A 25755-nucleotide genomic window follows, 5' to 3' on the forward strand; every position below is an offset into this window, starting at 1 on the left:
GTCGAAGTTCAGTGTATCGGTTCGTTCGTTATACTGTTTAGGTCGCGCCATTACTACCTCGCGTTTAAACGGACGAGGTTCAATTTTCTATTGCATCATCTTTAGCCGCTGGCGGCTATTGTCAGCGATACCTTTACGCTTCTTTACACTTGTAAGACTGCCTCTTTTAAATGAAATCGTTATACTAAATAACCTGCTGAATTATCAGGCTAAATTTTTAGCTGTAACTTTGATGTCTGAATAGTATGAAAAAATTTGCGAAACGTTTATCGATGGTTTTAGTGCTGTTTTTGTTCGTAGCAGCAGTTGGATCGCTCTATTACAGCTCTCGCCCTGAAGCCGAACCCGCTTATGTGACTGAAGCTGTACAACGCGGTGATATTGAAAATACCGTATTGGCAAACGGCATGTTGCACCCTGCCAAGCTAGTCAATGTTGGGGCGCAAGAATCCGGGCAAATCAAACACTTAGCTGTTGGGCTTGGCGATGAAGTTACACTGGGCCAATTGATTGCTCAAATTGATAGCCTGAGTCAGCAAAATGCCTTGAAGCAAGCGCAAGCGTCATTAGCCAGTATTAACGCGCAGTATCGTGCTAAGCAGGCGCAAATTCATCAGGCCTTACTTGAGTATCAAAGGCAACAACGAATGCAGGCCGATAATGCCAGCTCACGTGCGGATTATGAAGTCGCAGAGGCAAATCTTGCCATCTATCAGGCTGATCTGGAGCAATTAAAAGCCGAGCAGCAACAAGCTGCGATTACCGTAGATAGCGCCAAGGTTGATTTAGGTTATACCACGATTGCTGCACCCATGGCTGGTACGGTGGTATACACCTCAGTAGAAGAGGGGCAAACCGTAAATGCGAATCAAAGCACTCCAACCATCATCGAATTGGCACAACTCGACACCATGATCGTGAAGGCGCAAATTTCGGAAGCGGATGTGATTCATGTGCATCCTGGCCAAGACGTTTATTTCACCATTTTGGGTCAAGCCAAACACCCCTATCGTGCGCAATTACAGGCCATCGAGCCTGGACCTACCTTAATGGATGGTGATGATAGCGATCTGAGTGTCAGTGACAATGAAGCGATTTATTACAATGGTTTATTTGAAGTGGAAAATCCCGGTCATACCTTACGAATTGGCATGACAGCTCAAGTGTCGATTGTGTTGGATAAGGCGCAAGACACCTTACTGGTTCCCGCTCAAGTGCTACAGAGAAAGCCGGGTTCTAAAGGCCGCTATCAAGTGCCGGTGTTGGTGAACCAGCAGCTGGAGTATCGAGATGTGCAAGTGGGCATTAACAATAAGATCCATGCCCAAATACTTAGGGGTTTAAATGAAGGTGAGTTAGTGGTTGTGGGGGCTCCTGGTGAGAGTAACGCCGCAGGTAATCGCCGTCGTTCGCCAATGGGTTTTTAGTCATGAGTGAAGCCTTACTAGAAGTCTCCAACATTTCGCGTTCTTTTAGTGCTGGAGAGCAGCAGCTGACGGTTCTCAAGCAAGTGAGTTTATCGATCCAAAAAGGGGAAATGGTCGCAATTGTGGGAGCCTCGGGCTCGGGGAAATCCACCTTGATGAATATTCTAGGTTGCTTAGATAAGCCGACTCAGGGACGTTATTTAATCCAAGGTCAGGATACTTCAACCATGGATGTAGATCAGTTAGCCGCCCTGCGACGTGAGCACTTTGGGTTTATTTTTCAGCGTTACCACTTACTGAGCGATTTAAGTGCGGTGGCCAACGTTGAAGTGCCGGCGATATATGCGGGTAAGAATAAGGTCGAGCGTAAAGCACGGGCACAGGATTTACTGAGCCGTTTAGGTCTGGCTGACCGTTTCGACCATAAGCCGAGCCAACTCAGCGGTGGCCAACAACAGCGCGTGAGTGTTGCGCGCGCGTTGATGAATGGTGGTGATGTGATCCTTGCGGATGAACCCACTGGCGCACTAGATAGCCAAAGTGGCGAAGAGATGATGGCGCTGTTACGCGAGTTACATCACGATGGTCATACTATTATTTTAGTGACTCATGATATGCACGTGGCACAATTTGCTGATCGTATTATTGAAATCAAGGACGGTGAAATTCTCAGTGATCGCCGCAGTAGCGCTGGTTCGACAGCGACACTGGCTAAAGTGATGTCAACGAACAAGCCCGGGTGGTTTGCTTGGGACCGCTACTTAGAGGCCTTGAAGATGGCCCTGTTAGCGATGTCGAGTCATCGCTTACGCACTTTTTTAACCATGTTAGGTATTATTATTGGGATTGCTTCGGTGGTATCGGTGGTTGCCTTGGGTGCTGGTTCACAACAAGCCATCTTAAAAAATATCGCTTCGATGGGTACCAATACCATTGATATTCGACCGGGTAGCGGTTTTGGCGACCGACGTTCGGGTCGGGTTCGTAGCTTAACCGCAGCCGATGCCGATGCGCTAAAACAGCTATCTTTCGTCGATAGCGTGACGCCTTCTTTAAGTACCAATGTCACCATTCGTTTTGAGAATCAAGCGGTAACAGGTAGCGTGGAAGGTGTGGGGCCGGAGTATTTTCGAGTAAAGGGTTATCAACTCGCGCAGGGTCAATTTTGGGATCAAGCCAGTGTCGATTCCTTAGCGCAACAAGCGGTCATCGATAGCAATACCCTTAAGTCGTTGTTTCCTGACCAGTCCCCGCTGGGTCAAGTGGTGTTTCTGGGCAGTTTACCGATCCGCATTATCGGCGTCACTCAGCCCAAAACCAGTGCTTTTGGCAATAGCGATTCGCTAAAAGTATGGTTACCTTATACCACGGTTGCAGGGCGGATGATTGGCCAGCGTTACCTCAATAGCATTACGGTGCGCATCGATCAGTCTGCCCCCAGTAATGCTGCCGAGCAAGGGATTATTAGCTTGCTTAAAATGCGTCACGGTAAGCAAGACTTTTTTACCATTAATACCGATACCATCCGACAAAATATCGAGAAGACCACCGCTACCATGACCCTATTAATTTCTGCTATTGCGGTGATTTCTTTAGTGGTTGGTGGCATTGGTGTGATGAATATTATGTTGGTATCGGTGACCGAACGAACCAAAGAAATTGGCGTGCGGATGGCGGTTGGTGCGCGTCAAAACGATATTTTACGTCAATTCTTGATTGAAGCAGTGTTGGTTTGTTTGTGCGGTGGGGCGATTGGTATCGGCCTAGCATATCTGATTGGGTTTGTTTTTGCGTCTACTGGCGGTAGTTTTCAGATGATATATTCAACCAGCTCGATTGTGGCAGCCTTCGCTTGTTCCACCTTAATAGGTATTTTATTTGGCTTTTTACCCGCCCGGAATGCCGCCAAACTTGATCCCGTTGATGCACTGGCAAGGGAGTAGCATGATGAATTCACAGTTGTATAAGTACAGCACTGTTGGGCTCGCAATGAGCTTATTGACGGCTTGTTCTCATTTCAGTCGCAGTGAGTTTCATCCACCCGAGGTGCTTACGCCGCAAGTTTGGCAAGACGCAGTCGAACCAAGTGAGGCGACAACAAACACGCTTGCTAGCCGTTCGCTTAGTCAAGATCGTTGGTGGGAGAAATTTAATAATCCTGAGTTGGATCGACTCATCGAACAGGTATTGCAGACCAACAACAATTTAAGCTTGGCAACTTTAACCTTGCATAAGGCCCGTTTAGAAGCTGGCTTGAGTGAAGATCAACTCTATCCTCAGTTGTCTTCGAGTTTGTCTGCTGGTCGCAGTAAAGACTTCAATGATGGGGCCAGCAGTGGCTCCTATCAGGCGAATATTTCGGTGGGTTATCAAGTCGATCTGTGGGGTAAGGTTGCGGCAGATATCGATCAGGCGCGTTGGTTAGCCATTGCCAGTGCTGAAGATCGTGAAAGTACCGCACAAAGTTTAGTTGCCACCACCGCTTCACTATATTGGCAACTTGGATATCTCAAGCAGCGTGTTAGTCTCAGTAATGGTAGTATTAAAGACGCGCAGCAAACCTTGCAGTTAACTCAGTCCCAGTACCAATCGGGGGCGGTGACCATTCTCAATGTATTGGAGGCGAAGCGCAGTCTGGCCAGCCTGCAAGCCAATCATAGCCAGTGGTTACAACAGCTTCACGAGGCGCAAAATGCCTTGGCAATCCTTTTTAATCAACCTCCTGCAGAGGACCAACTGCAGATAAAGCAATTACCCGAAGGGCCGATGCCCTTGGTGATCGAAGGCGTTCCCGCTGATATTTTAGTGCGGCGTCCCGATGTGAAGGCCGCGCTGTATCAACTGAAGGCAGCCTTGGCCGGCAAAGACTCAAGCACTGCGAGTTACTTGCCCGCCTTGAGCCTAACGGGATCGCTAGGTAGCTCTTCGAATCAGCTGAAAGAGTTGTTACGTAACCCTATTGGGACGTTGGGAGCAGAGTTAGCGTTACCTTTTTTACAATGGAATCAATTGCAGCTTAATCAGCAGATATCCGAAGTGCAGTATCAGTCGGCAGTGGTCCAATACCGTCAAACTCTCTATCAAGCATTTGAAGATGTTGATAACGCATTATCGGCACGCCAGCAGTATCTATATCAAGGGCAGCGTTTAATTGAGCAATATCAAAGCGCCAAAGAGGTGGAGCGGATCTATCAAAGTCAGTACCGAAATGGTGCCGTTGGGATTAAAGATTGGCTAGATGCGCAAGAACAATTGCGTAACGCCGAGGCTTTGCTACTGGAAAATCGTTACCAACAGTTTGTTACTCAGGCGACCTTGTACTTAGCTTTAGGGGGAAGTGACATTGCCCCACAGTTAGCTGGTAAATCGAGCGATATAAAGTCTTAGTTGTTGAGCCGCAGCTGCTTTACTCGCTGGCGGCTTAACTTATTGCAGTCACAAGTTTGTAGTCTCGAACAAAAATGCGCTACGAGCTCGAGTACTTTACTTAATTAAGCATTCTCGGCAGTGGCGCGGGCATCTTGTACTTGAGTCATTAAATCTTGTGCTTTTTTGATCACTGCGCTGGCTTCTTTAGTGCGACGTTTTTGTAGTAAGTAGTCGGAAAAGCGTAAGTATTTATTTGCCATACGTTGACGAGTCTGTACCAGCAAAGAGAAATCATTAGGAAGCTGTTTCGCCATCGATCGTACTTCTTTAGCCAGCTTATCGAGTGATTTGATTCGGTTCATATTATTGATGCGTTGCTGAAGGTCATCAAATTGGTGTTGATATACCAATTCAGCCGCATGGTAGGGGAAGTCAATCTGTTGATTTTTGGCTTTGGCTTGCTGGTAATCCGCCATTTGCTGAATTGCTGACTTTAAGGCATTTGCTTGGGCAAGGCGTTGCTGCTGTTGTTCGCTATTACCAAAGAAGGCTTCGCCAGCTTCGATCATTGAAGCGAGTTTGATTACATCGAGCTTGTCGCGCGCATTGTCAAATAATTGGGTGAATACCTGCTCTGATTTCTGGTTAGGTTGAAACTGAAAATCTGTTCTAACCTGCATTAAATCGCGGTAGATGGTGTAGATATCATCACCGTCTTCACTATGTTGGTAACGACCTTGCTCTAGATGTGTATTGAGACGTTGGCTGAGTGCTTCCACTGTGCTCATCCATCCCTGATTGATATCTTTGGCGGTTAGGGCAAGAGCGTAAGAGTCTGGATAGATGCGATTTACCTCTTGTAATAGAGACTGAATGGCATAGTAATCAGGATAAGCTATGCCTTTATTATTAAGCAGATTGTCAATTTTTTTTTCATAGTAATTAATTACCAAGCCTTGCTTTTGACGCAATAAGGCTTGTTTAGGGATTGCTTGTTGATCGGTAATTGTTGCTAACAGCGGCAGAAATTGTTGTGGGCTTAGTGCTAATAATTCACGATTGGCTTGTTCGATTTGTTGTCGCGAAGCCAAGTCGAGTTGTGACTGTTGGACCTGTTGGTGTAAGTGCTGATAAGTCACACCTGCGGAGGCAATCAGAGCGAAGGTCAAGCAAACACTTAGGGTTGGGTTTATATAGCTTTTGGTTAAGTCTTTTTCGAGTGTAGCTAAATCAGTTGTTCGTTGCTTAATGTTAAATTTTAGACCTTTTTTTAAACTTGCCCAGCGTAATATGGAGACATGCTTGGGCTTGTCAGGGAATATATTTTCTTTTGCCGCTTGATTGACGGGCTTGCGATTAAATGGGTGCTTACTGGTAAGTAATTCATAGCTGATGCAACTAAAGGCAAACACATCGTCGGCGATGCTGGGGGTTGCGCCTGCCAATAACTCTGGAGACGCATAAGTGGGGGTAAAGCCACTAACTGGAGAGGTTTCTTCTGGCTTGTCAGCCGCATATTGATCTGCATTTAAATTAAGCGCTCGGGATACGCCAAAATCGAAGATCTTAATGGTTCCATCACGTGCCAGCATGATGTTGCCAGGCTTTAGGTCCGCATGAACTACACCGTTGTTATGCGCATAACCTAGGGCCGATAGTAATTGCTTCAGTAAAGCAAGGGCGCTCTTGAAAGGCAGTCCATGAGGACGGTGACTTTTAATTATTTCATCTAGAGTTTGTCCGTCTAGCCATTCCATGATCAAATAATAGTCTTCTTGGTCAACTCCAAAGTCATAAACCCTAATGATATTTGGATGACTCAAACGCTGGGTTTTTCTGGCTTCTCTGATCAGGATCCGAGCTGCGTCGGGCTGGTTATGAAACTCTTTCTGTAGCAGTTTAATCGCAACATAGGGCTGGCTATCACCAGCCGCTTCAAGTAATAAATCTTTCGCTCGATAGACATCACACATCCCACCGTGTCCTACCAGACCTTCAATTTGATAACGTTTTTTGATCACCCGATTGATCATTTTACAGTCATTGCTGTTGGACGTTTCGCTTTCTTGGATTTTTGAGTCTGCTAGGTTATTCGATTGATATATTTGTGTATGACCGACCTTGGTTTCGTCTTTTAATTTTTTGTCAGTATGTTTTTTACTTGAATCATCCATGAAGCCGCCGTATATAATTTAACCAAATTTTGTTATGGTGATTTATTTAATTTGTCATATAAATGAGTTTATTTTTTATTGCCACTAATAACCAATATATTATCAGTGGAGTATGATGCCAATCTTTACTGAGTTTTCCTTATTGGGAGTCGGTCCTCTCAGTTCTTTCAGTCTAAATAATTTAAATTACATTAACAACAATATAATCACTAGTAAAATTCTAGTTAATTTATATTTATAAAAAGTTTTTTATTTTTATTGATTAAATTATTCCTTGAGTGTAATAATACGGCCTCTTTTTTGTAATGATATTTTGGTCATTAGTTATCTTGGGTTGATGGGTTCTACTCAAAGTAAAAGAGAATGCTTCTAGGGGACGGAAGATTATGGATTTGTGTTTATCTGTGATGAGTTATCACAGGTTTACCTCTGGCGTGGAAGAAAAAAAACATTTCTTCAGTGATTCAGGGGAATCGGTACTGACGATTGGGCGGGCGAGTCAATGCTCTTGGTGTTTACCTGATCCAGAAAGAGTGATCTCTAGCCGTCATGCTAGGGTCGAGTTCAATCAGGGGGTATTTTGGCTTTACGATACCTCAACTAATGGGGTTTTTGTTAATCGTTCGGTTGAACCCATCGAAAAAGATAAACCTTATCAATTGGTTGATGGTGATATCTTGGCGATTGGTGATTATGAAATAGCGGTCAATTTGTCTGCTTTACCGGAGGACTTGCAAACTCAAAAAGTAATCTCTGCGCCTGTAGCTGCAGAAGATTTTGGCGTTCTTGCTGAGCCGTCATCGCCAGCTCCTAACTCGCTCAGTTTAGATTCCAGTCTAAATGCCAATCTAAGTGATGCTTTTATCTTGCCCTCAGCTCTGACGCAAGATTCGTCATCAAATATTCCAGAGGATTGGAATGCTTTATTTGCTAACGATCCTAGGATTGAAAAATCGTTAAGCCTTGAGCCTGAAGTGACTGAAGAACAGCCTATTAATACAAAAATAGTCCATTCGCAGACACTCAACGCTGGCGTTGCCAAAGCAGAAAAGCTGACGTCAGCTTTTGTTTCGGATATTGATCGGGCTCAGTCTCGTCCATCGGCAACACCACTCTCAGCAAATTCGATTGATGAGCAGACGCATCTTGGTGCTTTTTTAGAAGGGATGGGCATTTCTGCCGATCTTATTTCTCAAGAAAATCCGATCCGTTGGTGGCATCAATTAGGAGGGATAACTAGGGACTCTCTCGATGGGATTATGAACACTTTACATAATCGAGCAGCATTTAAAGAAAATACTCGGATTAACCAGACGACTTTTCGTAAAAATGAAAACAATCCATTGAAATTTTCAACCAATGCTGAAGACGCCCTTCATAACTTACTACAGCGTAAGACTTCAGGGTTTCTCCCTCCTGAACGAGCGGTAAAGGAAGCCTTTATTGATCTCGAGCGACATGAATACGCCTTGCTTTCCGGTGTTGAGGGGGCCGTGGCGAGTGTCATGCAATTGCTTGACCCCAAATCGATAGCGTCGAAGGTCCACAATACGCAGGGCATCGCGAAGTATTATTCGGCAATTGAAAAGCATAAAAGCTGGAATCGTTATTGTTCGGTACACAGTGATTTAGAACATGAATTTAGCCAAAACAACAATGCTTTCTATATGGAAGATTTTGCGAAGGCTTATGAGGCGACTTTAAAGCGCATAGACCAAAAGGGACAACGATGAGCAAAATAGGGAAATTAGTACTTAGTATGCTGCTGAGTATGTCAATGTTGGGCTGCACGGTAGCCAATTATGTAGTCGAACCATATTCAAAACTGCAATTTAGTGTGGCTAAAAATGTTAACCCCGATATTACTGGGCGAGCTTCTCCTGTGGTGGTGAAGGTTTTCGAATTGTCTTCAAGAACCTTGTTTGATAGCCAAGATTTTTTTGCTTTATATGATGATGCAGCCCAAGTTTTAGGCCCAGACTTGATTCATAAGACTGAGTTTGAATTTGAACCTGGCAGTCAGTCTGAATATAAGTTGTCACTTTCCCCTGGGGTACGTTATGCCGGCGTTTTAGTTGCGTATCGAGATATCGACACCGCGAGTTGGCGAGAAGTTGTCACAATCGATCCTACCAATTACAAAACTTTTAATATTCATGTCGGCGAACTCGCCGTATTTGTTGGTAACCCATGATGCAATTGGGGAACAAGAAATGAGCGATTTTTGTCGTGTGGCTTGGACTGAGGGTATGTTTTTGCGTCCTCAGCATTTTCAGCAACAAGAACGTAGTTTAAGTTTTCAGCAACAACAAATGTTGCAGCAGTCAAACTACTTTTGGGGAATCAATGAGTTAGTGATCGACAACGCATTGTTAAGTCATGCGAAGTTCGGTTTGTCAAAGATAAAGGCTTACTTACCTGATGGCGCGTTGATGGTTTCTCCTGAACGCGATCCATTACCGGAACCGCTATCGCTAGATAGTCGTGTTCGCGACCAGATGGTGTTAATTGCGATTGCGACCGAAAAGTCGAATAGTATGAATGTATCGGCTCAAGCGAATAGCGTCACGCGTTACCGTTTTGTTGATCACGAAGTTGCTGATACCTCGCTCGGTAATGATGCAATAGAGGTACTGCAGTTGGCCCAGGCTGGCTTTGAATTGAAGCTAGAAAGCGACAATTTATCGGGTTATACAACTTTGCCGGTTGCCAAAATTAGTGCTGTTTCTAAAGAGGGGCAAGTGACTTTAGATGGAAAATTTGTACCTCCTTGGCTGAATGCGCAGAACAATGCGGTGCTAAAGCAGCACTTATTAGAAGTTCATGGTGTGATGCGTCAACGGGCAGAAGCTTTAGCTGCACGGATTGGCGCTGGTCAGGGTAGTACTAGCTCAATTGCCGATTTTTTAATGTTGCAGTTACTGAATCGCTATGATGCATTGCTGGGACATACCTTACATACCAGCGGTTTGCATCCTGAACGCCTATATCAAGAATTAGCGAGTTTGGCTGGGGAACTCGCTACTTTTTCTAGTAAGAATAAGCGAGCACCGCAGTTGCCTGCATATCAGCATCAACAACTCACAGGAGTATTTGGTGACTTGATGGTAGTGCTTAACCAATATCTAAGCATGGTGCTTGAGCAAACCGCGATTCAGTTGCCTTTAGATCAAACTAATTATGGTATTCGGATTGCTCAAGTGCAAGATAAAGGGCTGCTTGATCGCGCTGAATTTGTGTTGGCGGTTACTGCCAGCCTTAGTTCCGATGAGTTACGCAAGCGTTTCCCCGCGCAAGTGAAAATTGGTCCGGTAGAGCATATTCGGGATTTGGTTAACAACCAATTGCCGGGTATTTCCGCTGTTGGTTTGCCAGTTGCACCGCGGCAAATTCCCTATCATGCCGGTTTTCATTATTTCAAATTGGATAAGAGTAACGACTATTGGGCGCGCCTAAGCGCGAGTGGTGGGATTGCCATCCATTTGTCGGGTCATTATCCAGATCTTGAAATGAATCTCTGGGCGATTAGTCAGTAATTTGAGTACCAAGGAAGAGTATTGATGTCAGAAGCTACAGTGATGAAGCCTCGGCCAGGGAATCGCGGCGCGAACAAGTCTGTCAGCGATTTAGGCAAAATTGCGGCTAGCGCGGCAGAAGCCGAATGCACCGTGGTTATCACGCCTTCGAAAAATAAGGAACGGGGGGGTCAACTCCCTAAGTTTGGCGATAATCCCTTGATTGACGAAGCGAGTGTTTTGTTATCGATGGTGGGGCAAATTCGATGTACTGCGAAGCATGGAGATATCGCGTCGTTACGCCAAGTGTGCATCGATAAAATTCGGGATTACGAAGCCAATTTACGTCACCTACAAATTAGTGCCGAGCAAATTGAGGCGGCACGCTACTGCATGTGCTGTTTTATCGACGAGACGGTACTCAATACTAACTGGGGTGGACAGTCGATTTGGGCGAGTGACAGTTTACTCTCGACTTTTCACTCGCAAACTTGGGGGGGTGAGTACTTTTTCACCTTACTCGATGAAAACTTAGTCGCCCCTCATCAAAAGGCCTCCCTATTAGAGCTGCAATATTTATGTTTAGCCTTAGGGTTTGTCGGAAAAATGCGAGTAGCAGAGCGAGGTCAAGACCAGCTAGAAGCCTATCGTCAACAAGCATTTGAACGTTTACAAATGATACATGGTGAGTCTGAAACTGCCTTATCTTCACAAAGTAACGCTAGTGTCAATATGATGAAGGAGGCTGGTGGTGGGATCCCAATCTGGGTGCTGATGGCTATTTGGGGTGTGCTACTGCTGTCGATTTATATGGCCAGCAGTTATTTCATTAATAACTATTCAGATCAGGTATTCAATCGACTCAATACTTTGGCGCGATGGGACGCTGCTGTCGAAACTTCGGTTGAGCGAGATGACCAACAATTATTGATGTTGCAGCAGCGTTTACAAACAGAAGTTAATCGGCAATTACTGGAGATTCATCCGCTCAGTGATCGAGTTCGTATCACGATTCATTCAAGCGAGTTATTTGCGCCAGGAAGTGCAGAAGTGAAGTCTGCACTGGTGCCGATATTACAAAAACTGTCTCGAGCTTTAGAGTCAACCAGTGGTCGGATCCTAATCACCGGACATACCGATAATCAACCGATCTTTACTAGTCGTTACCCATCTAATTGGCATCTTTCGTTAGCGCGAGCGACCGCCGTTGCTAATACCATGTCGGTGGGCACTTTGTTGCAGGGGCGCTTGTGGCCGGAGGGACGAGGTGACTCTGAGCCTCGAGCAAGTAATGACTCAGAATCTGCGCGGGCGTTAAACCGTCGGGTTGAGATTGATTTGCTTTATTAAGCATTGTTAAAGGATCTAAAAATGTTTATCAGGTTGTTTTTTCAACGCTTATTACAGTTATTAAAATCCAAATGGACGATTAAAGTGATTGGCTTTTTAGCTTTATCCTTTTTAATTTGGTTTGGTGGTCCGCTCATTGCTATTGCTGGCGCAGAGCCCTTCGTGGGGGCATTAGCGCGTTGTTTGACGATTCTTATTGTTGCGATGATCTGCACCGTGTATCAGCTATGGCAGCATTTACGCCGTCATAAACAAGATCAACAAGCGGTTCAATCGTTACTCGATGGTGAAGGGGAACAGAGTAACGATGAAGATAGTCGTAGAGAAGTTGAGACGTTACGCGAGCGAGTGGTGACTGCATTAGAAGTACTTAAGAATTCCAACTTGGCAAGAGGCCAAGGGGTATATCAATTGCCTTGGTACATCATGATCGGCCCTCCGGGAACCGGAAAAACCACGGCTCTAAAAAATTCAGGTTTAGAATTTCCCTTGAAAGACAAATTGGGAGATGACCCCTTAGCTGGCGTGGGTGGGACGCGCCATTGTGACTGGTGGTTTACCAACAAGGCCGTATTAATCGACACCGCAGGTCGTTATACCACTCAAGATAGTAACAACGTAAAAGACGCTAGAGCTTGGTTGGGTTTTCTCGGATTACTTAAAAAGTATCGAACCAAGCGGCCAATTAATGGTGCTGTTGTTACGGTCAGTTTGGCGAGTCTATTGCAGCAAACTCGTACCGAACGCAATTTACATGCTCGGGCAATTAAGCAGCGTATTCATGAGCTTAAAAATCAGCTCGGGATGCAATTTCCAGTCTATGTGATTTTAACTAAGGCCGATCTAATCGCAGGATTTAGTGAATTCTTTGCTGATTTGAATGCGAATGAGCGCGAGCAAATTTGGGGAATTACCTTTCCTTTGGTCGCGGAAAATCCGGAGTTGGGTGTTGTTGGTCAATTTAATCGAGAATTTCATGGCCTTCTGAAGCGGATCCAAGGTCGATTAAATCAGCGTTTACAGCAAGAACGAGATATCGATAAACGAACCTTGATGTACGAATTCCCGAAACAAATGCATTTATTGCAATCGAGTATTGATGATTTTCTAAAAGAGGTTTTCTCGCCGAATGCTTTTGAAGAAGCGCCTATGTTACGTGGTTTATACATTGCGAGCGCAACCCAAGAAGGGAAGCCAATTGATCGTGTGATGACCGAAACGTCTAGTGGTTTAGGTTTGGGCCAGGTGCCACTGAAACAACAGGCCGGGGAAACTAAAGGCTATTTCATTAAACGTTTATTAGAGGATGTGATTTTCCCTGAGCAATATCTTGGCTCGGTTAATCGATATCACCAAAAAAATGCCTTGTGGACTCGCCGATTGGTGATTGGTACTTGTTGTTTGAGTTTATTGCTATGCAGCGTGTTCTGGTACAACAGTTATCGTTGGAACAAGCAGCTCGTTGATCATAGTGAGATGGCGGTTAGTCAATATCAGGATCTGGTTAAGCCGAGCTTAAGTAAAGATACCGATGTGATAACCCTTGTCCAGGCTTTAAATCTGTTGCGTGACTTACCCGCAGGTTTTAGCCATCAGCTGGTCGATAAAGATGTTCAGCGGATGGGTTTGTATCAAGGTGATAAAATTGGTCAACCAGCACAAGCGGCATACCAACGAGCCTTACAGGGATATTTTGCGACTTACCTCACCAATGCGCTGAAAACTGAGTTAGCCGAAAATGAGGTCTATTTGGAGTACCTCTATGAGTCATTAAAGACTTACTTAATGATTTACGATGCTGAGCATCGAGATCTAGAGCTGTTATATAGTTGGTTTGAGGTGTATTACGAACGCAAACTGCCGGGCGAAATTAATCAAACCCTTCGCCAGGATCTGATGGCCCATACTCGCAATTTGTTTCGTGTTGGGGTCAATACGGTTGCTGTCGATGAGCAGGCGATAGCGCAGGCGCGTAGTGTATTAACCCGGATGCCTTTGGCCGAACGGGCTTATCAACGCTTGCGTATCGAATTTCTTTCAAGCCATGTCGCTGATTTTAAGTTGAGTGATGTGTTGGGACGCCAAGGTCGCCAAGTGTTCAATCGTTCAAGTGGTACCCCTTTGCATGAGGGGATCCCTGGTTTGTATACCTATAGTGGATTCCACGGTTTATTCCGCATTGAAAATAATCGGATTGTTAAACGTTTGATGGAAGACAGCTGGGTGTATGGCGATAGCTTATCGATTGATGAAGCCACTCGCGATGAAGTGGTGCAAGCGGTGAGAGAGCGTTACTTTAAAGACTATGTTTATGAGTGGGAGCAGTTACTCGCAGACATTCAACTGAAACCTTACGCTTCGGCACGAGAAGGTGCCGAGTTAGTTCAAAAGCTCACAGGCTCTGAGCGGCCGATGCAAAGCTTGATCCTTGCGGTGCAAAAAGAGTTGCGCTTAAGCGATGTTACGCTTAGTGATAAAGCTAAGCTGGCAGGGGATGTCGCGGCCAATGCGGCCGACGTGGCGTTTAAAAATCAAAAGGCTCGAATTAACCGTTTTTTACCCAACGATATGTCGTCGGCGAAGCTTTCCTTGCCCGGCGTGGAAGTTGAAGCGGAGTTTGAAGATTTACTCAGTATTAACGAGGCTGACTTAGAAGGTTTGCAAGCTTCACTATTAGAGCTTCGCGATTATTTAGAGGTTTTATCGGAGTCGAATAATAAACGCGCTTATACCAGTTTAATAAATGATAGTAGCCAGGCTGCGGTTAGTAGTGCCTTACGCCGTAGTCGAAAAATGTTACCAGCTCCTTTTGCCTCATGGATGAGTGAGTTGTCGAATCAAACCGTCGCCTTGGCTAAACGAGGCGCGCAGGTTCATGTGAATACGATTTGGAAGGATAGCGTCTACAAGGAATACCGAGCAGCTATTCGAGGTAAGTACCCGTTTAGTCATAAAGCCACTGAAGACGTTAGACTCAAAGATTTCTCTCGCTTTTTCGGTTATGGCGGAACCATGGACCAGTTCTTTGAGCGTTACCTAAAGTCTTCGGTCGATACCAGTAAGCGAGTCTGGAAGCTAGAACGCTCGGTGGGAATTGATGCAGACTCCCTCAAGGTCTTTCAACAAGCGCGACGGATCCGCGACGTATTTTTCGAACCTGGTACCCAAATACCGCGAGTGGAATTTGGTTTAAAACCCCTATCTCTGGATGCCCATATCAATAACTTCAGAGTTGAAATGGGTGAGCAGGAGTTGGTTTACCGGCATGGACCGCGGCGTACTTCGCATTTCATTTGGCCTGGCGACGCCAGTCGCAGTACCCGTTTAGCTTTTGTACCACCTAAATCGGGCCATTCAATTTCTGAGACGTTCCCTGGCAATTGGGGCTTGTTTCGAATGCTCGATGGTTTGTTAGCGCAGCGTCCAGCGAGTCGTAAAGACAACATTCTCGATATCGAAATTAAAGGGAATAAGGTAAAGCTCGAGTTAATTCCGAATACTGCCATGCACCCTTTTTGGTCTAACGATTTGGCGAGGTTCGCATGTCCAGTCAGCCTATAAGCGGATTTGGTTATTTTGGAAAAGTCCCAGCTCGAGGTGATTTTATTCAAGGTCATTTACCCAATGATTTTGTGAGCGCTTGGCGTGAATGGTTGCAAGCCGTGACCGCTGTCAGTCGCGAACAACTCGGAGAGCAATGGTTAGATCGTTATCTGACCAGCCCCATCTGGCATTTTGCTCTTTCTGCTGGCGTATCAGGAGAGTCTGCGATGGGGGGAACGTTGATGCCTAGTGTTGACCAAGTTGGTCGCCACTTCTACTTCACTATGGCAAAACCTGTGAATGTGCAGCCAGTCAGTCTTTGGCAGCAGCGAGAGTGGAGCGAGCACAGTGAAGAGAAAGTACTTAAATTGCTTGATGATGATACCGACGTACAACGTTGGGCTGAAAGCATTCGTCAACTCGACTGGTTGGAATCTATCGCAGTAGCTAATCCAGTATTAAATGGCGCCAAAGACTCTCAACAACTGGTATTAGAGAGTGAGCAAGTAATCAACAGTGAAAACTTATTGCATTTGCAACTACGTCAGAACTTAGGGCGCTACTGCATATGGTGGACTCATGGTTCTGAGCATGTACCTGAATGCACGCTGGTGACCGAAAGTTTGCCGTTAGTTAGCCAGTTTTCAGCCATGTTAGATGGGCAATGGGAGCATTGGGGATGGTAGCGCATTCAACATTGTTAGGCGGATTTTTTGTGAGCTTCGCACGAAGCCATCCTGGAAAAGTGCGTCCATATAATGAAGATGCTGTGCTTGATTTACGTGAAGCTGGCGTGTGGGTGGTTGCCGATGGCATGGGGGGCCATGCGGCCGGAGACATTGCCAGTCAAATGGTGATTGATAGTGTGACGCAAAGTGTTGAGTCAAGCCCAACTGAGCATTTAAGTATTGATTGCCTACGCAAGGCCTTACTTGGTGCCAATCAGCAAATCATTGACTATTCGCAGCAGCACTTAGCGGGGAAAACGGCAGGCAGTACGGCTGTGTTACTGCAGATTCGAGATGGTTTCTATCATTGTCTTTGGGTCGGGGATAGTCGTATTTATCTGTTTCGCGATCAGCAGTTACAGCGTAAAACTCGCGATCATAGCCAAGTCATGGAAATGGTCGAACAAGGTTTAATTGCTGAGTCTGAAGCAGAGCAGCACCCTTTGTCGAATGTGATTACTCGAGCCATTGGGGTAAGTGAAGCGCTGACCGTGGATCAAAGCTCCGGTCAGTTGCTACCGGGAGATCAATTTTTATTGTGCTCCGATGGTTTAACCAAAGAGCTCAGTGATGCTGATTTGGCGATGTGCATGCAAGCGAACAGTGTTTCTGATATTGGTTTGGCCTTGATGCATTCCGCTTTGGTGAAAGGCGCGAGTGACAATGTGAGTTGTGTGTTGGTGAAGGTATGTCAAAGCGATACCGGAACTGATGAAGAACATTGTGACGATACGGTTCCCGTATTTTTTAATCGGCGCTAGGAGCTTAAATGTTTGACCAACTGTTCGAGATTGATTTTCTGGCATTAGCAAAGCCTCTATCTGAAGCGCGACCTTGCGGTGAAGACCCGCGCTTAGATGCTTCACCTTTATCGACCTACTTTACGCTTAAAGATGTTCGTAACGGTGCTCGGGCCGCAGAGCGTAATGCCTTGGTGGATAACGAGCCGCTTTTGAGTCTCGCTCATGAATGGGACCCCATTATTCAGCGAGTTCCCGAGGTATTGCTCGATACTTGTAAAGATTTAGAACTCGCGGCTTGGCTGATTGAAGCCTTGGTGCGCCGCAAAGGATTTAAGGGCATAAAACTGGGCTTTGATGTTGCGCGTAGCCTGATTGAACAGCATTGGGAAGATCTGTACCCCAGCCCAGATGAAGATGGGCTACTTACTCGCGTCGCGCCTTTGATCGGACTTAATGGTTATGACGGTGAAGGCACCCTGTTAATGCCGATTGCTTGTGTGCCTTTAACCGAGCTGGTTGAAGACCAAGCCTATTCCTTGTGGGAATTTGAACAAGCGAGCGAAGTGGAGCGTTTCGATGATACTAAGCGTAGCCAGCGTTATGCCGCTGGCGCGGTGCGGCTGGAAGATATTACTCACACGGTGAAAGCGACTCGCGGCAGTTTTTTTGTTGAGTTGTTAAGTGATATTGAAGCCGCCATGGAATCCTATCTGCTTTTATCACAGTGCATTGATGAGGCGGTTGGCGAACCGCAGCCCAGTTCTCACATCGCTAAGCGTCTTACTGAATGTGCAGAGGCGGTACGTTATATCGCCGCTGATAAATTGGCTGAAGCTGAAAGCCAGTCAATGACGCAGCAAGTGAGTATGGCCTCGACAGATGGCGCGCTTTCTGCCGCGGACGCAGTTAGTCCTCATTCGCAGTTAAATAGCCGGGTAGAGGCGATTGCTCAACTGACAACAATAGCAGATTTTTTTAAGCAAACAGAACCTCACTCGCCAATGGCTTATGCCATTGAGCAAGTGGTTCGTTGGAGTGGAATGAGCTTACCGGATTTACTCCAAGAGCTGATTACAGATAACGATGCTCGAACCGGGTATTTCCGATTGACCGGAATTATATCGGAACAACAAGACTAACGTGGTGCTTAGCGCTCTACGTGTTAATCAATAACAAGGAGATTGATATGGACAGTATCCACGGCAAGTTGTCTCGGGTACGCAAACCAAGAGTTCACATTACTTACGATGTGGAAACTGAAGGTGCTGCAGTTAAAAAAGAATTACCGTTTGTCGTCGGAGTGATGGGGGATTTTGCGGGCGACAATACCACGGCATTGAAGCCGCTTAAAGACCGTCGTTTTATTCAGATCGATCGCGACAATTTTGATGATGTATTGAAGCGAATGAATCCTAAATTAGAGTTTAAAGTGGATAACAAACTTGCGGACGATGATTCATTGATGTCCGTCGAATTGGCTTTCCAGTCGATGAAAGATTTTGATCCTGCAGCCGTGGTTAATCAAGTCGAGCCATTACGTAAGTTGATGGATACACGTAATAAGCTTCGTGATTTGATGACCAAAGTCGATCGCTCAGAAGACTTAGAAAATATTTTGGAAGAGGTCTTAAATAATACCGACTCTTTGCAAAAATTAGCGGGTGAACTAACGAAAGATGTTAATCCGGAGGGCGCAGCATGAGTCTTGAAAGCCAAACCGTTCTAGACCCAAGTGTTGAACAAGCGCAGGGCTCTATCTTGGAGCAGGCGATTGGCGCGACGAAGCAGACGGACTACTCTCGCTCAAAAGAATTGTTAAGAACACTTACTGAAGAAGCGTTGAAAGGTACCGTGACTTGGAATAAAAATCTTACCGTAACTTTTCGAGAAGCGATTGCCGGGATTGATGAACTTATTTCCAAGCAGCTTGCTGAGGTGATGCATCACCCAAGTTTCCAAAAGCTGGAAGGATCTTGGCGTGGTTTGAATTACTTAGTGATGAATTCTGAAACTAGTCAAACTCTGAAAATTCGAGTGCTCAGCATGAGTAAGAAAGAGTTGCATAAAGATTTGAGCAAAGCGGTTGAATTTGATCAGAGCCAAATTTTCAAAAAGGTTTATGAATCTGAGTTTGGAACGCCAGGGGGTGAACCTTACGGTGCCTTAGTTGGTGATTATGAGTTTACCAATCATCCAGAGGACATCGAAAGTTTAAGTTTGATGTCGAATGTTGCAGCGGCCGGCTTTGCGCCCTTCTTATCGGCATCATCACCGGCTTTATTTGGTTTTGATAACTGGACCGAACTAACCAAGCCTCGTGATCTTGAGAAGGTGTTTGAGTCTTTAGAGTACACCAAATGGCGTTCATTCCGCGAAAGTGATGATTCTCGATTTGTGACGCTAGCTATGCCGCGAGTATTGGCGCGTTTACCTTATGGTGAAGCGACAACGCCGATTGAAGAATTTCGTTATGAAGAGTTTGAACTTGATCCGCAAACTGGCATGTCCAAAACCACTGAGCATGATGAATACTGTTGGATGAATGCTTCCTATGTATTAGGTGCGCGGATGACCGAAGCTTTCGCTAAGTATGGTTTTTGTACTGCTATTCGTGGTGCCGAGGGAGGCGGCAAGGTTGAAAACCTGCCTTCGCACCTCTTTGTTTCCGATGATGGCGATCCAGATTTGAAATGCCCAACTGAAATTGGCATTACTGATCGACGTGAAGCGGAATTGAGTAAATTAGGTTTTTTGCCTTTGTGTCACTATAAAAACACCGATTACGCAGTGTTTTTTGGCGCGCAAACCTGTCAAAAATCCAAGCGCTTTGATAATCCAGATATCACTGCAAATGCGGCTATTTCTTCACGTTTACCATACATCATGGCTACCTCTCGTTTCGCTCATTACCTTAAGGTGATGGCTCGCGACAAAATTGGCAGTTTTATGGAAGCTGAAGACGTTGAGAATTGGTTGAATCGATGGATCTTAAGTTATGTCAACGCCTCTGAGGGAGGCGGTCAGGAGATCCGTGCGAAATACCCATTAGCTGACGCTAAGGTTCAGGTAAAAGAGATCCCTGGTGCGCCGGGTTCCTACAACGCCGTGGCTTGGTTACGGCCTTGGTTGCAGATGGAAGAACTCACCACATCGTTGCGCCTGGTCGCAAAAATTCCAGAAATTGGCGGATAATTAAAAGCGGGCCGCAAGGTCCGCGTTTTCTCATGACAATGACTCAAACTTTACCATCTCTGCGCTTTGTGGATAGCCAAACTTTGCAACAAATTGATGTTGAACCGTTGCGGATCGATGCGGATTGGTGTGCCCAAAGTGAAGTCGTGGATCAATTTCTGGCCACTGAAGATGCCTATCTCGCCTTGCGTATTTGGCTGGAGAAGGATAATCAGCAGCTTGAATCATGGTCTGCAGAGCGCTTGCGGCCAATTTTACTGCGGGCTATTCGTGATATTGATGAGCGCCTGAATAACCAAGTGAATGCGATTATTCACCATCCTCACTTTCAACAGTTAGAGGCAAGTTGGCGGGGGCTTGAGTATCTTACTGCCCAAATAGGTCCGCAAGAACACAGCCTTGTGACCAAAGTGAAGTTGATTAGTATCAGTTGGCAAGAGTTGTGTCGCGATGTCTCTAGAGCCATCGAATTTGATCAAAGTGAGTTATTTAAACAGATCTATAGCAATGAATTTAATATGCCTGGTGGAGAGCCCTTTGGCATGCTTGTCGGCGATTATCGAGTGAGTCATAAAGCGCGTAACGGTATTGCGATAAATGATTTAGAAGCGCTGCGGGCTATTAGTCTTACCGCCGCAGCCGCTTTTGCTCCTTTTGTCACGGGGGCAGATCCTTCAATGTTGGGGGTCGATTATTTCAGTGAATTGGCGTCGGTGCGTGATATTGCGGCGCAGTTCTCTCAAGATGAATACCTGTTGTGGCGCAAGTTAAGAAGTCAGGAAGACTCGCGATTCTTAGGTATTGCTGCACCAAATATCTTGATGCGGGAGCCATATCAGCAAGATGGCCGACGTCAAGAAGGCTTTATGTTTGTTGAGCAAGTGAATGATCCGGAACGCGATTATTTATGGGGAAATGCGGCCTATGGTGTGGCTTCGGTAGCGGTACGTGCATTTAGAGAGTCGGGTTGGTTCAGTCAAATTAGAGGCTTACAGCCGGGTCAATATAAACATGGTCTGGTGTTTGACTTGCCTGGTTCAGATTTTAAGCTGTCACGGCATATTCGTTCAGCGAAGCCCCCAGTTAATTTGCAGGTGGGAGATCGACTAGAGAAACAGTTGTCTGATAGCGGTTTTATTCCGGTCTCCACTGTTCCTCACACCGAGCACTTAGTCTTGTACAGCAATGCTTCGGTGAATCTACCTAAGCATTATGACAGTATGGCGGTGGCGGTGAATGCGCGCCTCTCCTCAATGTTGCAATATGTATTATGTGTCTCGCGATTTGCTCATTATCTCAAGATTATAGGACGTGACCGGGTCGGCAGATTTGATAGTGCCCACTTGATCGAACGTGATCTACAGCGTTGGTTGCATCGCTATACCACCGCCTCCGATGAGGCATCTGACGAAATCCGAGCCCGTTATCCGCTGAATGAAGCCAGTATCCAGGTTAAAGAGCAGCGGGGTAAACCCGGCCATTACTACTCCATTATTCACTTACGACCACATTTTCAGCTGGATCAGATGGTATCCAGTATTCGCTTGATAACCGAGTTATCGCCAAGCTACCACCAAGCAGGATAAATAGATGCAACAACAAATAAAACAGTTGATTCAACAGGGACAGTTAAGTGAAGCAATTGCCGCGACTATCGCGCATTTAAAAGTAAAACCTAAAGATTTAGATACGCGCAGTAGCTTTATTGAGTTGTTGTGTATTGATGGCCAGTTAGAGCGCGCCGATCAGCAGTTAGATCTATTGGTGAAACAGCACCCGCAATGTGTACCAGGGGCATTAAACATGCGTCAGTTAGTACACGCGGCTCAATCTCGAGTTGATTTTGCGCACGGTGGCGATACCGCCAGTTTGGTGAGTGGTGCAAAGCAAAGCTTAACTCAGCTTATTGAATTGCGTTTAGCGTTGCTCAATAAAGATCAGCGTGCATTAACGCGTGCAGCGCAGCAGTTGGAGCATTTGCGTGAATCTGCTGAGTTAACAATCAACGATCAAACTTGCACTGAACTTCGTGATTTAGATGACAGCTTAGCGGGTTACTTGGAAGTGTTTGGCTCAAATGGCTTGTATTATTTTGTGTCTTTTGCCGATGTGACTTGGCTAAAGTTACTCCCCGCGACCAGTCTATTCGAACAGATCTGGCGTCGTGCTGAATTAGATATAAAAGATGGTCCTTCAGGTGAAGTATTCCTGCCGATGACTTACCTCGCTAGTGAGAGCGACGCTGAAAAATTGGGTCGCGAAACAGATTGGCAGCCCTTGTTAAATAGTGAGTTCTTTCAAGGACGAGGGCTAAAAATGTGGCTAGTAAACGATAATGCGCTGGCTATATCTTTGCTTGAGTCTTGCTCTACTCTTAGCTGCACAGAGACGGTTGAGTGATGAGTGGTTTACCAGCTTTGCAACTGTCCTTACTTGATCGTTTGTGTAATACCCATGATGACGCGCTGGCTTCAAACGGCGTTTACTCTAGCTATGGTCGACAGGCTTATCGGCAAAGTATTCGTCGAGATCTAGAGGCCTTGCTGAATGCTAAATTGCATTGGCATACCTGGCCAGAGTGGTACCACGAGCTCGATCTTTCTTTATTTAGCTACGGACTACCCGATTTCTCGTCAATGCCTTTAAGTAGTCAGGATGGAAGAGAGAGGCTCTGTCAGATTGTTGAACAAACGATCCGCAAATTTGAGCCGCGCTTTATTGATGTATCGGTGTCGACGGTAAGCGATGAGCAACCGCTGGATCGAGTATTACGTTTGCGGATCCATGCCTTGTGTCATGCCGATCCTGAACCGGAAGAGATGACCTTCGATTCCGAAGTTGAACCCGTTTGCTTAGGCATAAAAATAGTTGAGTAAGTCATGAGTGATGAACTATTAAAGTATTACAATCGTGAACTTGCTTATCTGCGTCATATGGGGGCCGAGTTCGCCGAACGTTATCCTAAAGTGGCTGGGCGTTTGCGGATCAGCGAAGAAAGTGTCGAAGATCCGCATGTATCTCGTTTATTAGAGGGCGTTGCTTTGTTAACTGCTCAAGTGCGGCAAAAGCTTGATGACAGTTTTCCTGAGCTTACGGAAGCTCTACTTGGTCAACTTTACCCTGATTATCATGCACCGATCCCCTCGATGTCAGTGATTAAGATGAGCACTCAAAACGTCACTGACTATAGTTTGATGATCCCTAAAGGGACGGAATTAGATACCCAAGTTCCGGGCTATAAAAGTTGTCGTTTTAATACGTGTTACGACGTGCAAATGTGGCCGATAGAGCTTACTAAAGCGAGTTTTGAAAGTGCCCCCTTTAAAGCGCCTCGGCCCAATTTTCAAAAGCATGTTAGCGCCGTTTTAAAATTAAGACTGAGTTGCGAATTTGATGATGTGTCGTTCCGTGATTTAGGTATCGACAAGCTGCGATTCTATATTCACGGCCAACCACAGCTGAGCTATCAACTTTATCAATTAATTTTTCAATCGAGTGTTGGTATGGCATTTGCCAATCCTGACAGTATGCAGGCTCGCCAATATTTGCAAGCAAGGCATATACATGCGGTCGGCTTTGCCGATGAAGAAAAGGTCGTACCTTACGAACAACGTAGTTTTAATGGCTACCGTTTGTTGGTTGAGCATTTTTTATGTCCTGAGAAATTCATGTTTTTTGAGCTTCAAGATCTGGAGCCCAATTGGTTTGGTGAGCAGCATGAAGTGGACCTATATATCTATCTTGACGCCGATTCTGATATTCTGGCGAAACAGCTTAGTGCAGATAACATCTTACTTGGTTGTGTACCTGTGGTGAATCTGTTCGAAGATGAGTTGGAGCCGCTGCGCTTAGATCCCGCTCGGTTTGAGCATCGTCTGGTGCCTCGCTATCGTGATGCGGATATCTCCGAAGTGATTCGCATATTAGATGTAGAAGCTTTTGATCAGCACGACAATGGTGTTGCAGTCACGCCTTTTTATGGTAGTCAGCTTCCTCATTATGTGCCTGCGGGTCATCTATTTTGGACGCTGCGTCGTGAATTCAACAAATGGGCGGGAGGCCATGACGAGCCGGGCGTAGAGAGCTATTTATCAGTGGTTGATGGCAATGCGAAGCCGCTGGATATCGAGCAGCATGAACAATGGCTGATTTCAGCGAAAGCTCTGTGCAGTAATCGAAATTTGCCTGCAAGACTGCCCTTTGGTGGGGGTCAACCCTCGGTCGTGATGCCCAGTCGCGCTGACTCTCTAAAAAATGTTCGCTGTTTGCTGCCATTTAGCGAACCGGTGCGACCGGCAATGTTTGATGCTTCTCGCTGGCAATTGGCCAGTCACCTAACGCTCAATCACTTTACTCAGGCAAATGCAGTCCAGTTGTTGCAGGAGTTGTTGCAGTTGTACGACTTTAAACAGTTACCGCAAACCAAGGTGTTGATTGAAGCTATCACCAGTCTGGATGTTCAGCGAGCAACCGCAAGAGTCGTACAAAATGGTCGAGTTGGTTTCTGCCACGGTTCGGACATCGAGCTTGTATTTACCAACCAAGATTTGTCTGGCACCAATCTGTTCTTTTTTGGCAATGTACTGGCACACTTTTTTGCACAATACACCACCATTAATAGCTTTACCCGTTTAACGATTCGAATACTGGGCCATGCTCAAGCATTGCATCGCTGGCCCGCCTTGGCGGGAGATATGGAGCTGTTATGAATCTCTTTGAAGGCTTAAATAGTGGCAGCGAACAAGATTTTCATCATAGTGTGGTCGCGATCCAAGCAAGTCGGGGGGGCGTTCATCATGGAATAGGCTCCGATACGCTGCCAAAGCACGAAGCGCTGCGTTTTAAAGTGCCGCAAAATTTAGGTTTTCCGGGAAAAGCCTTAGCGAAGGTGGTGGTGCCAGAGTCGGCCTCGCAACCTTACCAGGTGTACGTCAATTTCATGGGCCTAACCGGGCCTAGTGGCGTATTACCCAGCCATTATAGTGAATGGGTCATGGAACGTTGCAAACAAAAAGATGAATCGATGCGTGACTTTTTAGACATCTTTCATCACCGCGTTATTTCTTTGTACCACCGCGCTTGGGAGAAATATCAGTACCCACTGCAATATCTGCGTCGCTTACAAACTGGGCAATCCGATCCTATTTCTTTGGCTTTGCACGCATTAGCGGGGACTTCTACTTCTAGTCAACTTTATGTCGGCGGACTGTTTTCTCAAACCATACGCAGTGCACAAGCCTTAAAACAAATCGTTCAGCTGATATCAGGCTGTCAGGTGGTGGTTCATCAGCGAGTCGGGCAGTGGCTGAGTTTAAATGAATCTGAGCAAACGCAGTTAGGAGGCCGATTCACCCCTGAAGGTCAGCATGCTCAGCTTGGCAGAAGTGCCACCTTGGGCAGCAAAATATGGGATGTGGGCTCAGCCATTGACATTGATATTCAGGCCGACAGTCAAGCGGCGGCTCAGCGTTTGTTACCAGGAGGGCCGTTATTGGATCTATTGCAACAAACCGTGGCCGCATATTTACCGAATCATATTCGTCCTCGTTGGAGTTTAAGTGCACGTTATCGAGATATGCCGAGTGGGCGTTTAGGTCATTGCAGCTTGGCTCTTGGGCGCGGCGCATCCTTAAGCATGAATAGTCGGCACATGGAACAGTACACCAAGATAGTGATTGCGTAAGCGCATTCGAAAGCAAGGAAAGGGAATAAAA

General features: G+C 45.9%; 19 protein-coding genes. 18 read left to right on the forward strand and 1 reads right to left on the reverse strand.

Going from position 1 to position 25755, the window contains the following annotated elements; all coding sequences use genetic code 11:
- The first annotated feature begins 245 nt into the window (after window positions 1-245).
- From ACRRSW_RS00705 to ACRRSW_RS00715, 3 genes are read left to right on the forward strand one after another with little or no spacing between them, the layout of a single operon-like run.
- Complete coding sequence (locus tag ACRRSW_RS00705; protein WP_432460620.1) at window positions 246-1427, forward strand: efflux RND transporter periplasmic adaptor subunit; 1182 nt, start codon at window positions 246-248, stop codon at window positions 1425-1427.
- A gap of 2 nt (window positions 1428-1429) precedes the next feature.
- Window positions 1430-3370 carry a MacB family efflux pump subunit gene (locus ACRRSW_RS00710; protein WP_432460621.1) on the forward strand — a complete coding sequence of 647 codons (1941 nt, stop codon included), beginning with the start codon at window positions 1430-1432 and terminating at the stop codon, window positions 3368-3370.
- A 1-nt stretch (window position 3371) separates the two neighbouring features.
- On the forward strand, window positions 3372-4814 hold the full coding sequence (locus tag ACRRSW_RS00715) for an efflux transporter outer membrane subunit (protein WP_432460622.1): 1443 nt from the start codon (window positions 3372-3374) through the stop codon (window positions 4812-4814).
- Window positions 4815-4918: 104 nt separating this feature from the next.
- On the opposite strand, the gene ACRRSW_RS00720 is transcribed toward ACRRSW_RS00715, so the two are convergent.
- The gene (locus ACRRSW_RS00720; RefSeq protein WP_432460623.1) at window positions 4919-6970 is read right to left on the reverse strand and encodes a serine/threonine-protein kinase; all 2052 of its coding nucleotides are present in this window, start codon (window positions 6968-6970) and stop codon (window positions 4919-4921) included.
- 386 nt (window positions 6971-7356) lie between these two features.
- Between ACRRSW_RS00720 and tagH the strand changes: the two genes are divergently transcribed.
- The 15 genes from tagH to tssG are packed head-to-tail and all read left to right on the forward strand — an operon-like array spanning window position 7357 to window position 25724.
- Window positions 7357-8703 (forward strand): type VI secretion system-associated FHA domain protein TagH, encoded by a 1347-nt coding sequence (gene tagH / locus ACRRSW_RS00725; protein WP_432460624.1) that lies wholly within the window; start codon window positions 7357-7359, stop codon window positions 8701-8703.
- Window positions 8700-9164, forward strand: a complete 465-nt coding sequence (gene tssJ, locus ACRRSW_RS00730; protein WP_432460625.1) for a type VI secretion system lipoprotein TssJ — start codon at window positions 8700-8702, stop codon at window positions 9162-9164. Before tagH ends, tssJ begins: the two co-directional genes overlap by 4 nt.
- 19 nt (window positions 9165-9183) lie before the next feature.
- Entirely contained in the window at window positions 9184-10506 is a 1323-nt protein-coding gene (gene tssK / locus ACRRSW_RS00735; RefSeq protein ID WP_432460626.1) for a type VI secretion system baseplate subunit TssK, read from the forward strand.
- Between the two features lie 24 nt (window positions 10507-10530).
- Window positions 10531-11835, forward strand: a complete 1305-nt coding sequence (gene tssL / locus ACRRSW_RS00740) for a type VI secretion system protein TssL, long form (RefSeq protein ID WP_432460627.1) — start codon at window positions 10531-10533, stop codon at window positions 11833-11835.
- Between the two features lie 21 nt (window positions 11836-11856).
- On the forward strand, window positions 11857-15396 hold the full coding sequence (tssM, locus tag ACRRSW_RS00745; protein ID WP_432460628.1) for a type VI secretion system membrane subunit TssM: 3540 nt from the start codon (window positions 11857-11859) through the stop codon (window positions 15394-15396).
- Window positions 15378-16064: a type VI secretion system-associated protein TagF gene (gene tagF / locus ACRRSW_RS00750; protein ID WP_432460629.1), complete on the forward strand. Its 687-nt coding sequence runs from the start codon at window positions 15378-15380 to the stop codon at window positions 16062-16064. Before tssM ends, tagF begins: the two co-directional genes overlap by 19 nt.
- A complete protein-coding gene (locus ACRRSW_RS00755; RefSeq protein WP_432460630.1) occupies window positions 16058-16867 on the forward strand; it encodes a PP2C family protein-serine/threonine phosphatase in 810 nt (269 codons plus the stop codon). Before tagF ends, ACRRSW_RS00755 begins: the two co-directional genes overlap by 7 nt.
- A gap of 8 nt (window positions 16868-16875) precedes the next feature.
- Entirely contained in the window at window positions 16876-17988 is a 1113-nt protein-coding gene (gene tssA, locus ACRRSW_RS00760) for a type VI secretion system protein TssA (RefSeq protein ID WP_432455108.1), read from the forward strand.
- 47 nt (window positions 17989-18035) lie between these two features.
- Window positions 18036-18551 (forward strand): type VI secretion system contractile sheath small subunit, encoded by a 516-nt coding sequence (gene tssB, locus ACRRSW_RS00765; RefSeq protein WP_432455107.1) that lies wholly within the window; start codon window positions 18036-18038, stop codon window positions 18549-18551.
- Window positions 18548-20041 (forward strand): type VI secretion system contractile sheath large subunit, encoded by a 1494-nt coding sequence (gene tssC / locus ACRRSW_RS00770; protein WP_432460631.1) that lies wholly within the window; start codon window positions 18548-18550, stop codon window positions 20039-20041. The genes tssB and tssC (ACRRSW_RS00770) overlap by 4 nt, the downstream gene beginning before the upstream one ends.
- A gap of 32 nt (window positions 20042-20073) precedes the next feature.
- The gene (gene tssC / locus ACRRSW_RS00775) at window positions 20074-21627 is read left to right on the forward strand and encodes a type VI secretion system contractile sheath large subunit (RefSeq protein WP_432455105.1); all 1554 of its coding nucleotides are present in this window, start codon (window positions 20074-20076) and stop codon (window positions 21625-21627) included.
- A 4-nt stretch (window positions 21628-21631) separates the two neighbouring features.
- Window positions 21632-22441, forward strand: a complete 810-nt coding sequence (locus ACRRSW_RS00780) for a type VI secretion system accessory protein TagJ (RefSeq protein WP_432455104.1) — start codon at window positions 21632-21634, stop codon at window positions 22439-22441.
- On the forward strand, window positions 22441-22917 hold the full coding sequence (gene tssE / locus ACRRSW_RS00785; protein ID WP_432455103.1) for a type VI secretion system baseplate subunit TssE: 477 nt from the start codon (window positions 22441-22443) through the stop codon (window positions 22915-22917). Before ACRRSW_RS00780 ends, tssE begins: the two co-directional genes overlap by 1 nt.
- A 3-nt stretch (window positions 22918-22920) precedes the next feature.
- The gene (gene tssF, locus ACRRSW_RS00790) at window positions 22921-24750 is read left to right on the forward strand and encodes a type VI secretion system baseplate subunit TssF (RefSeq protein ID WP_432455102.1); all 1830 of its coding nucleotides are present in this window, start codon (window positions 22921-22923) and stop codon (window positions 24748-24750) included.
- Window positions 24747-25724: a type VI secretion system baseplate subunit TssG gene (tssG, locus tag ACRRSW_RS00795; protein ID WP_432455101.1), complete on the forward strand. Its 978-nt coding sequence runs from the start codon at window positions 24747-24749 to the stop codon at window positions 25722-25724. Before tssF ends, tssG begins: the two co-directional genes overlap by 4 nt.
- Window positions 25725-25755 lie beyond the last annotated feature (31 nt).

The organism is Agarivorans sp. QJM3NY_25, assembly GCF_050870875.2.
GTDB lineage: Bacteria > Pseudomonadota > Gammaproteobacteria > Enterobacterales > Celerinatantimonadaceae > Agarivorans.

Coding starts and splice junctions, on each gene's coding strand:
- ACRRSW_RS00705 (WP_432460620.1), top strand. CDS start 246: ATGAAAAAATTTGCGAAACGTTTATCGATGGTTTTAGTGCTGTTTTTG.
- ACRRSW_RS00710 (WP_432460621.1), top strand. CDS start 1,430: ATGAGTGAAGCCTTACTAGAAGTCTCCAACATTTCGCGTTCTTTTAGT.
- ACRRSW_RS00715 (WP_432460622.1), top strand. CDS start 3,372: ATGATGAATTCACAGTTGTATAAGTACAGCACTGTTGGGCTCGCAATG.
- ACRRSW_RS00720 (WP_432460623.1), bottom strand. CDS start 6,970: ATGGATGATTCAAGTAAAAAACATACTGACAAAAAATTAAAAGACGAA.
- tagH (WP_432460624.1), top strand. CDS start 7,357: ATGGATTTGTGTTTATCTGTGATGAGTTATCACAGGTTTACCTCTGGC.
- tssJ (WP_432460625.1), top strand. CDS start 8,700: ATGAGCAAAATAGGGAAATTAGTACTTAGTATGCTGCTGAGTATGTCA.
- tssK (WP_432460626.1), top strand. CDS start 9,184: ATGAGCGATTTTTGTCGTGTGGCTTGGACTGAGGGTATGTTTTTGCGT.
- tssL (WP_432460627.1), top strand. CDS start 10,531: ATGTCAGAAGCTACAGTGATGAAGCCTCGGCCAGGGAATCGCGGCGCG.
- tssM (WP_432460628.1), top strand. CDS start 11,857: ATGTTTATCAGGTTGTTTTTTCAACGCTTATTACAGTTATTAAAATCC.
- tagF (WP_432460629.1), top strand. CDS start 15,378: ATGTCCAGTCAGCCTATAAGCGGATTTGGTTATTTTGGAAAAGTCCCA.
- ACRRSW_RS00755 (WP_432460630.1), top strand. CDS start 16,058: ATGGTAGCGCATTCAACATTGTTAGGCGGATTTTTTGTGAGCTTCGCA.
- tssA (WP_432455108.1), top strand. CDS start 16,876: ATGTTTGACCAACTGTTCGAGATTGATTTTCTGGCATTAGCAAAGCCT.
- tssB (WP_432455107.1), top strand. CDS start 18,036: ATGGACAGTATCCACGGCAAGTTGTCTCGGGTACGCAAACCAAGAGTT.
- tssC (WP_432460631.1), top strand. CDS start 18,548: ATGAGTCTTGAAAGCCAAACCGTTCTAGACCCAAGTGTTGAACAAGCG.
- tssC (WP_432455105.1), top strand. CDS start 20,074: ATGACAATGACTCAAACTTTACCATCTCTGCGCTTTGTGGATAGCCAA.
- ACRRSW_RS00780 (WP_432455104.1), top strand. CDS start 21,632: ATGCAACAACAAATAAAACAGTTGATTCAACAGGGACAGTTAAGTGAA.
- tssE (WP_432455103.1), top strand. CDS start 22,441: ATGAGTGGTTTACCAGCTTTGCAACTGTCCTTACTTGATCGTTTGTGT.
- tssF (WP_432455102.1), top strand. CDS start 22,921: ATGAGTGATGAACTATTAAAGTATTACAATCGTGAACTTGCTTATCTG.
- tssG (WP_432455101.1), top strand. CDS start 24,747: ATGAATCTCTTTGAAGGCTTAAATAGTGGCAGCGAACAAGATTTTCAT.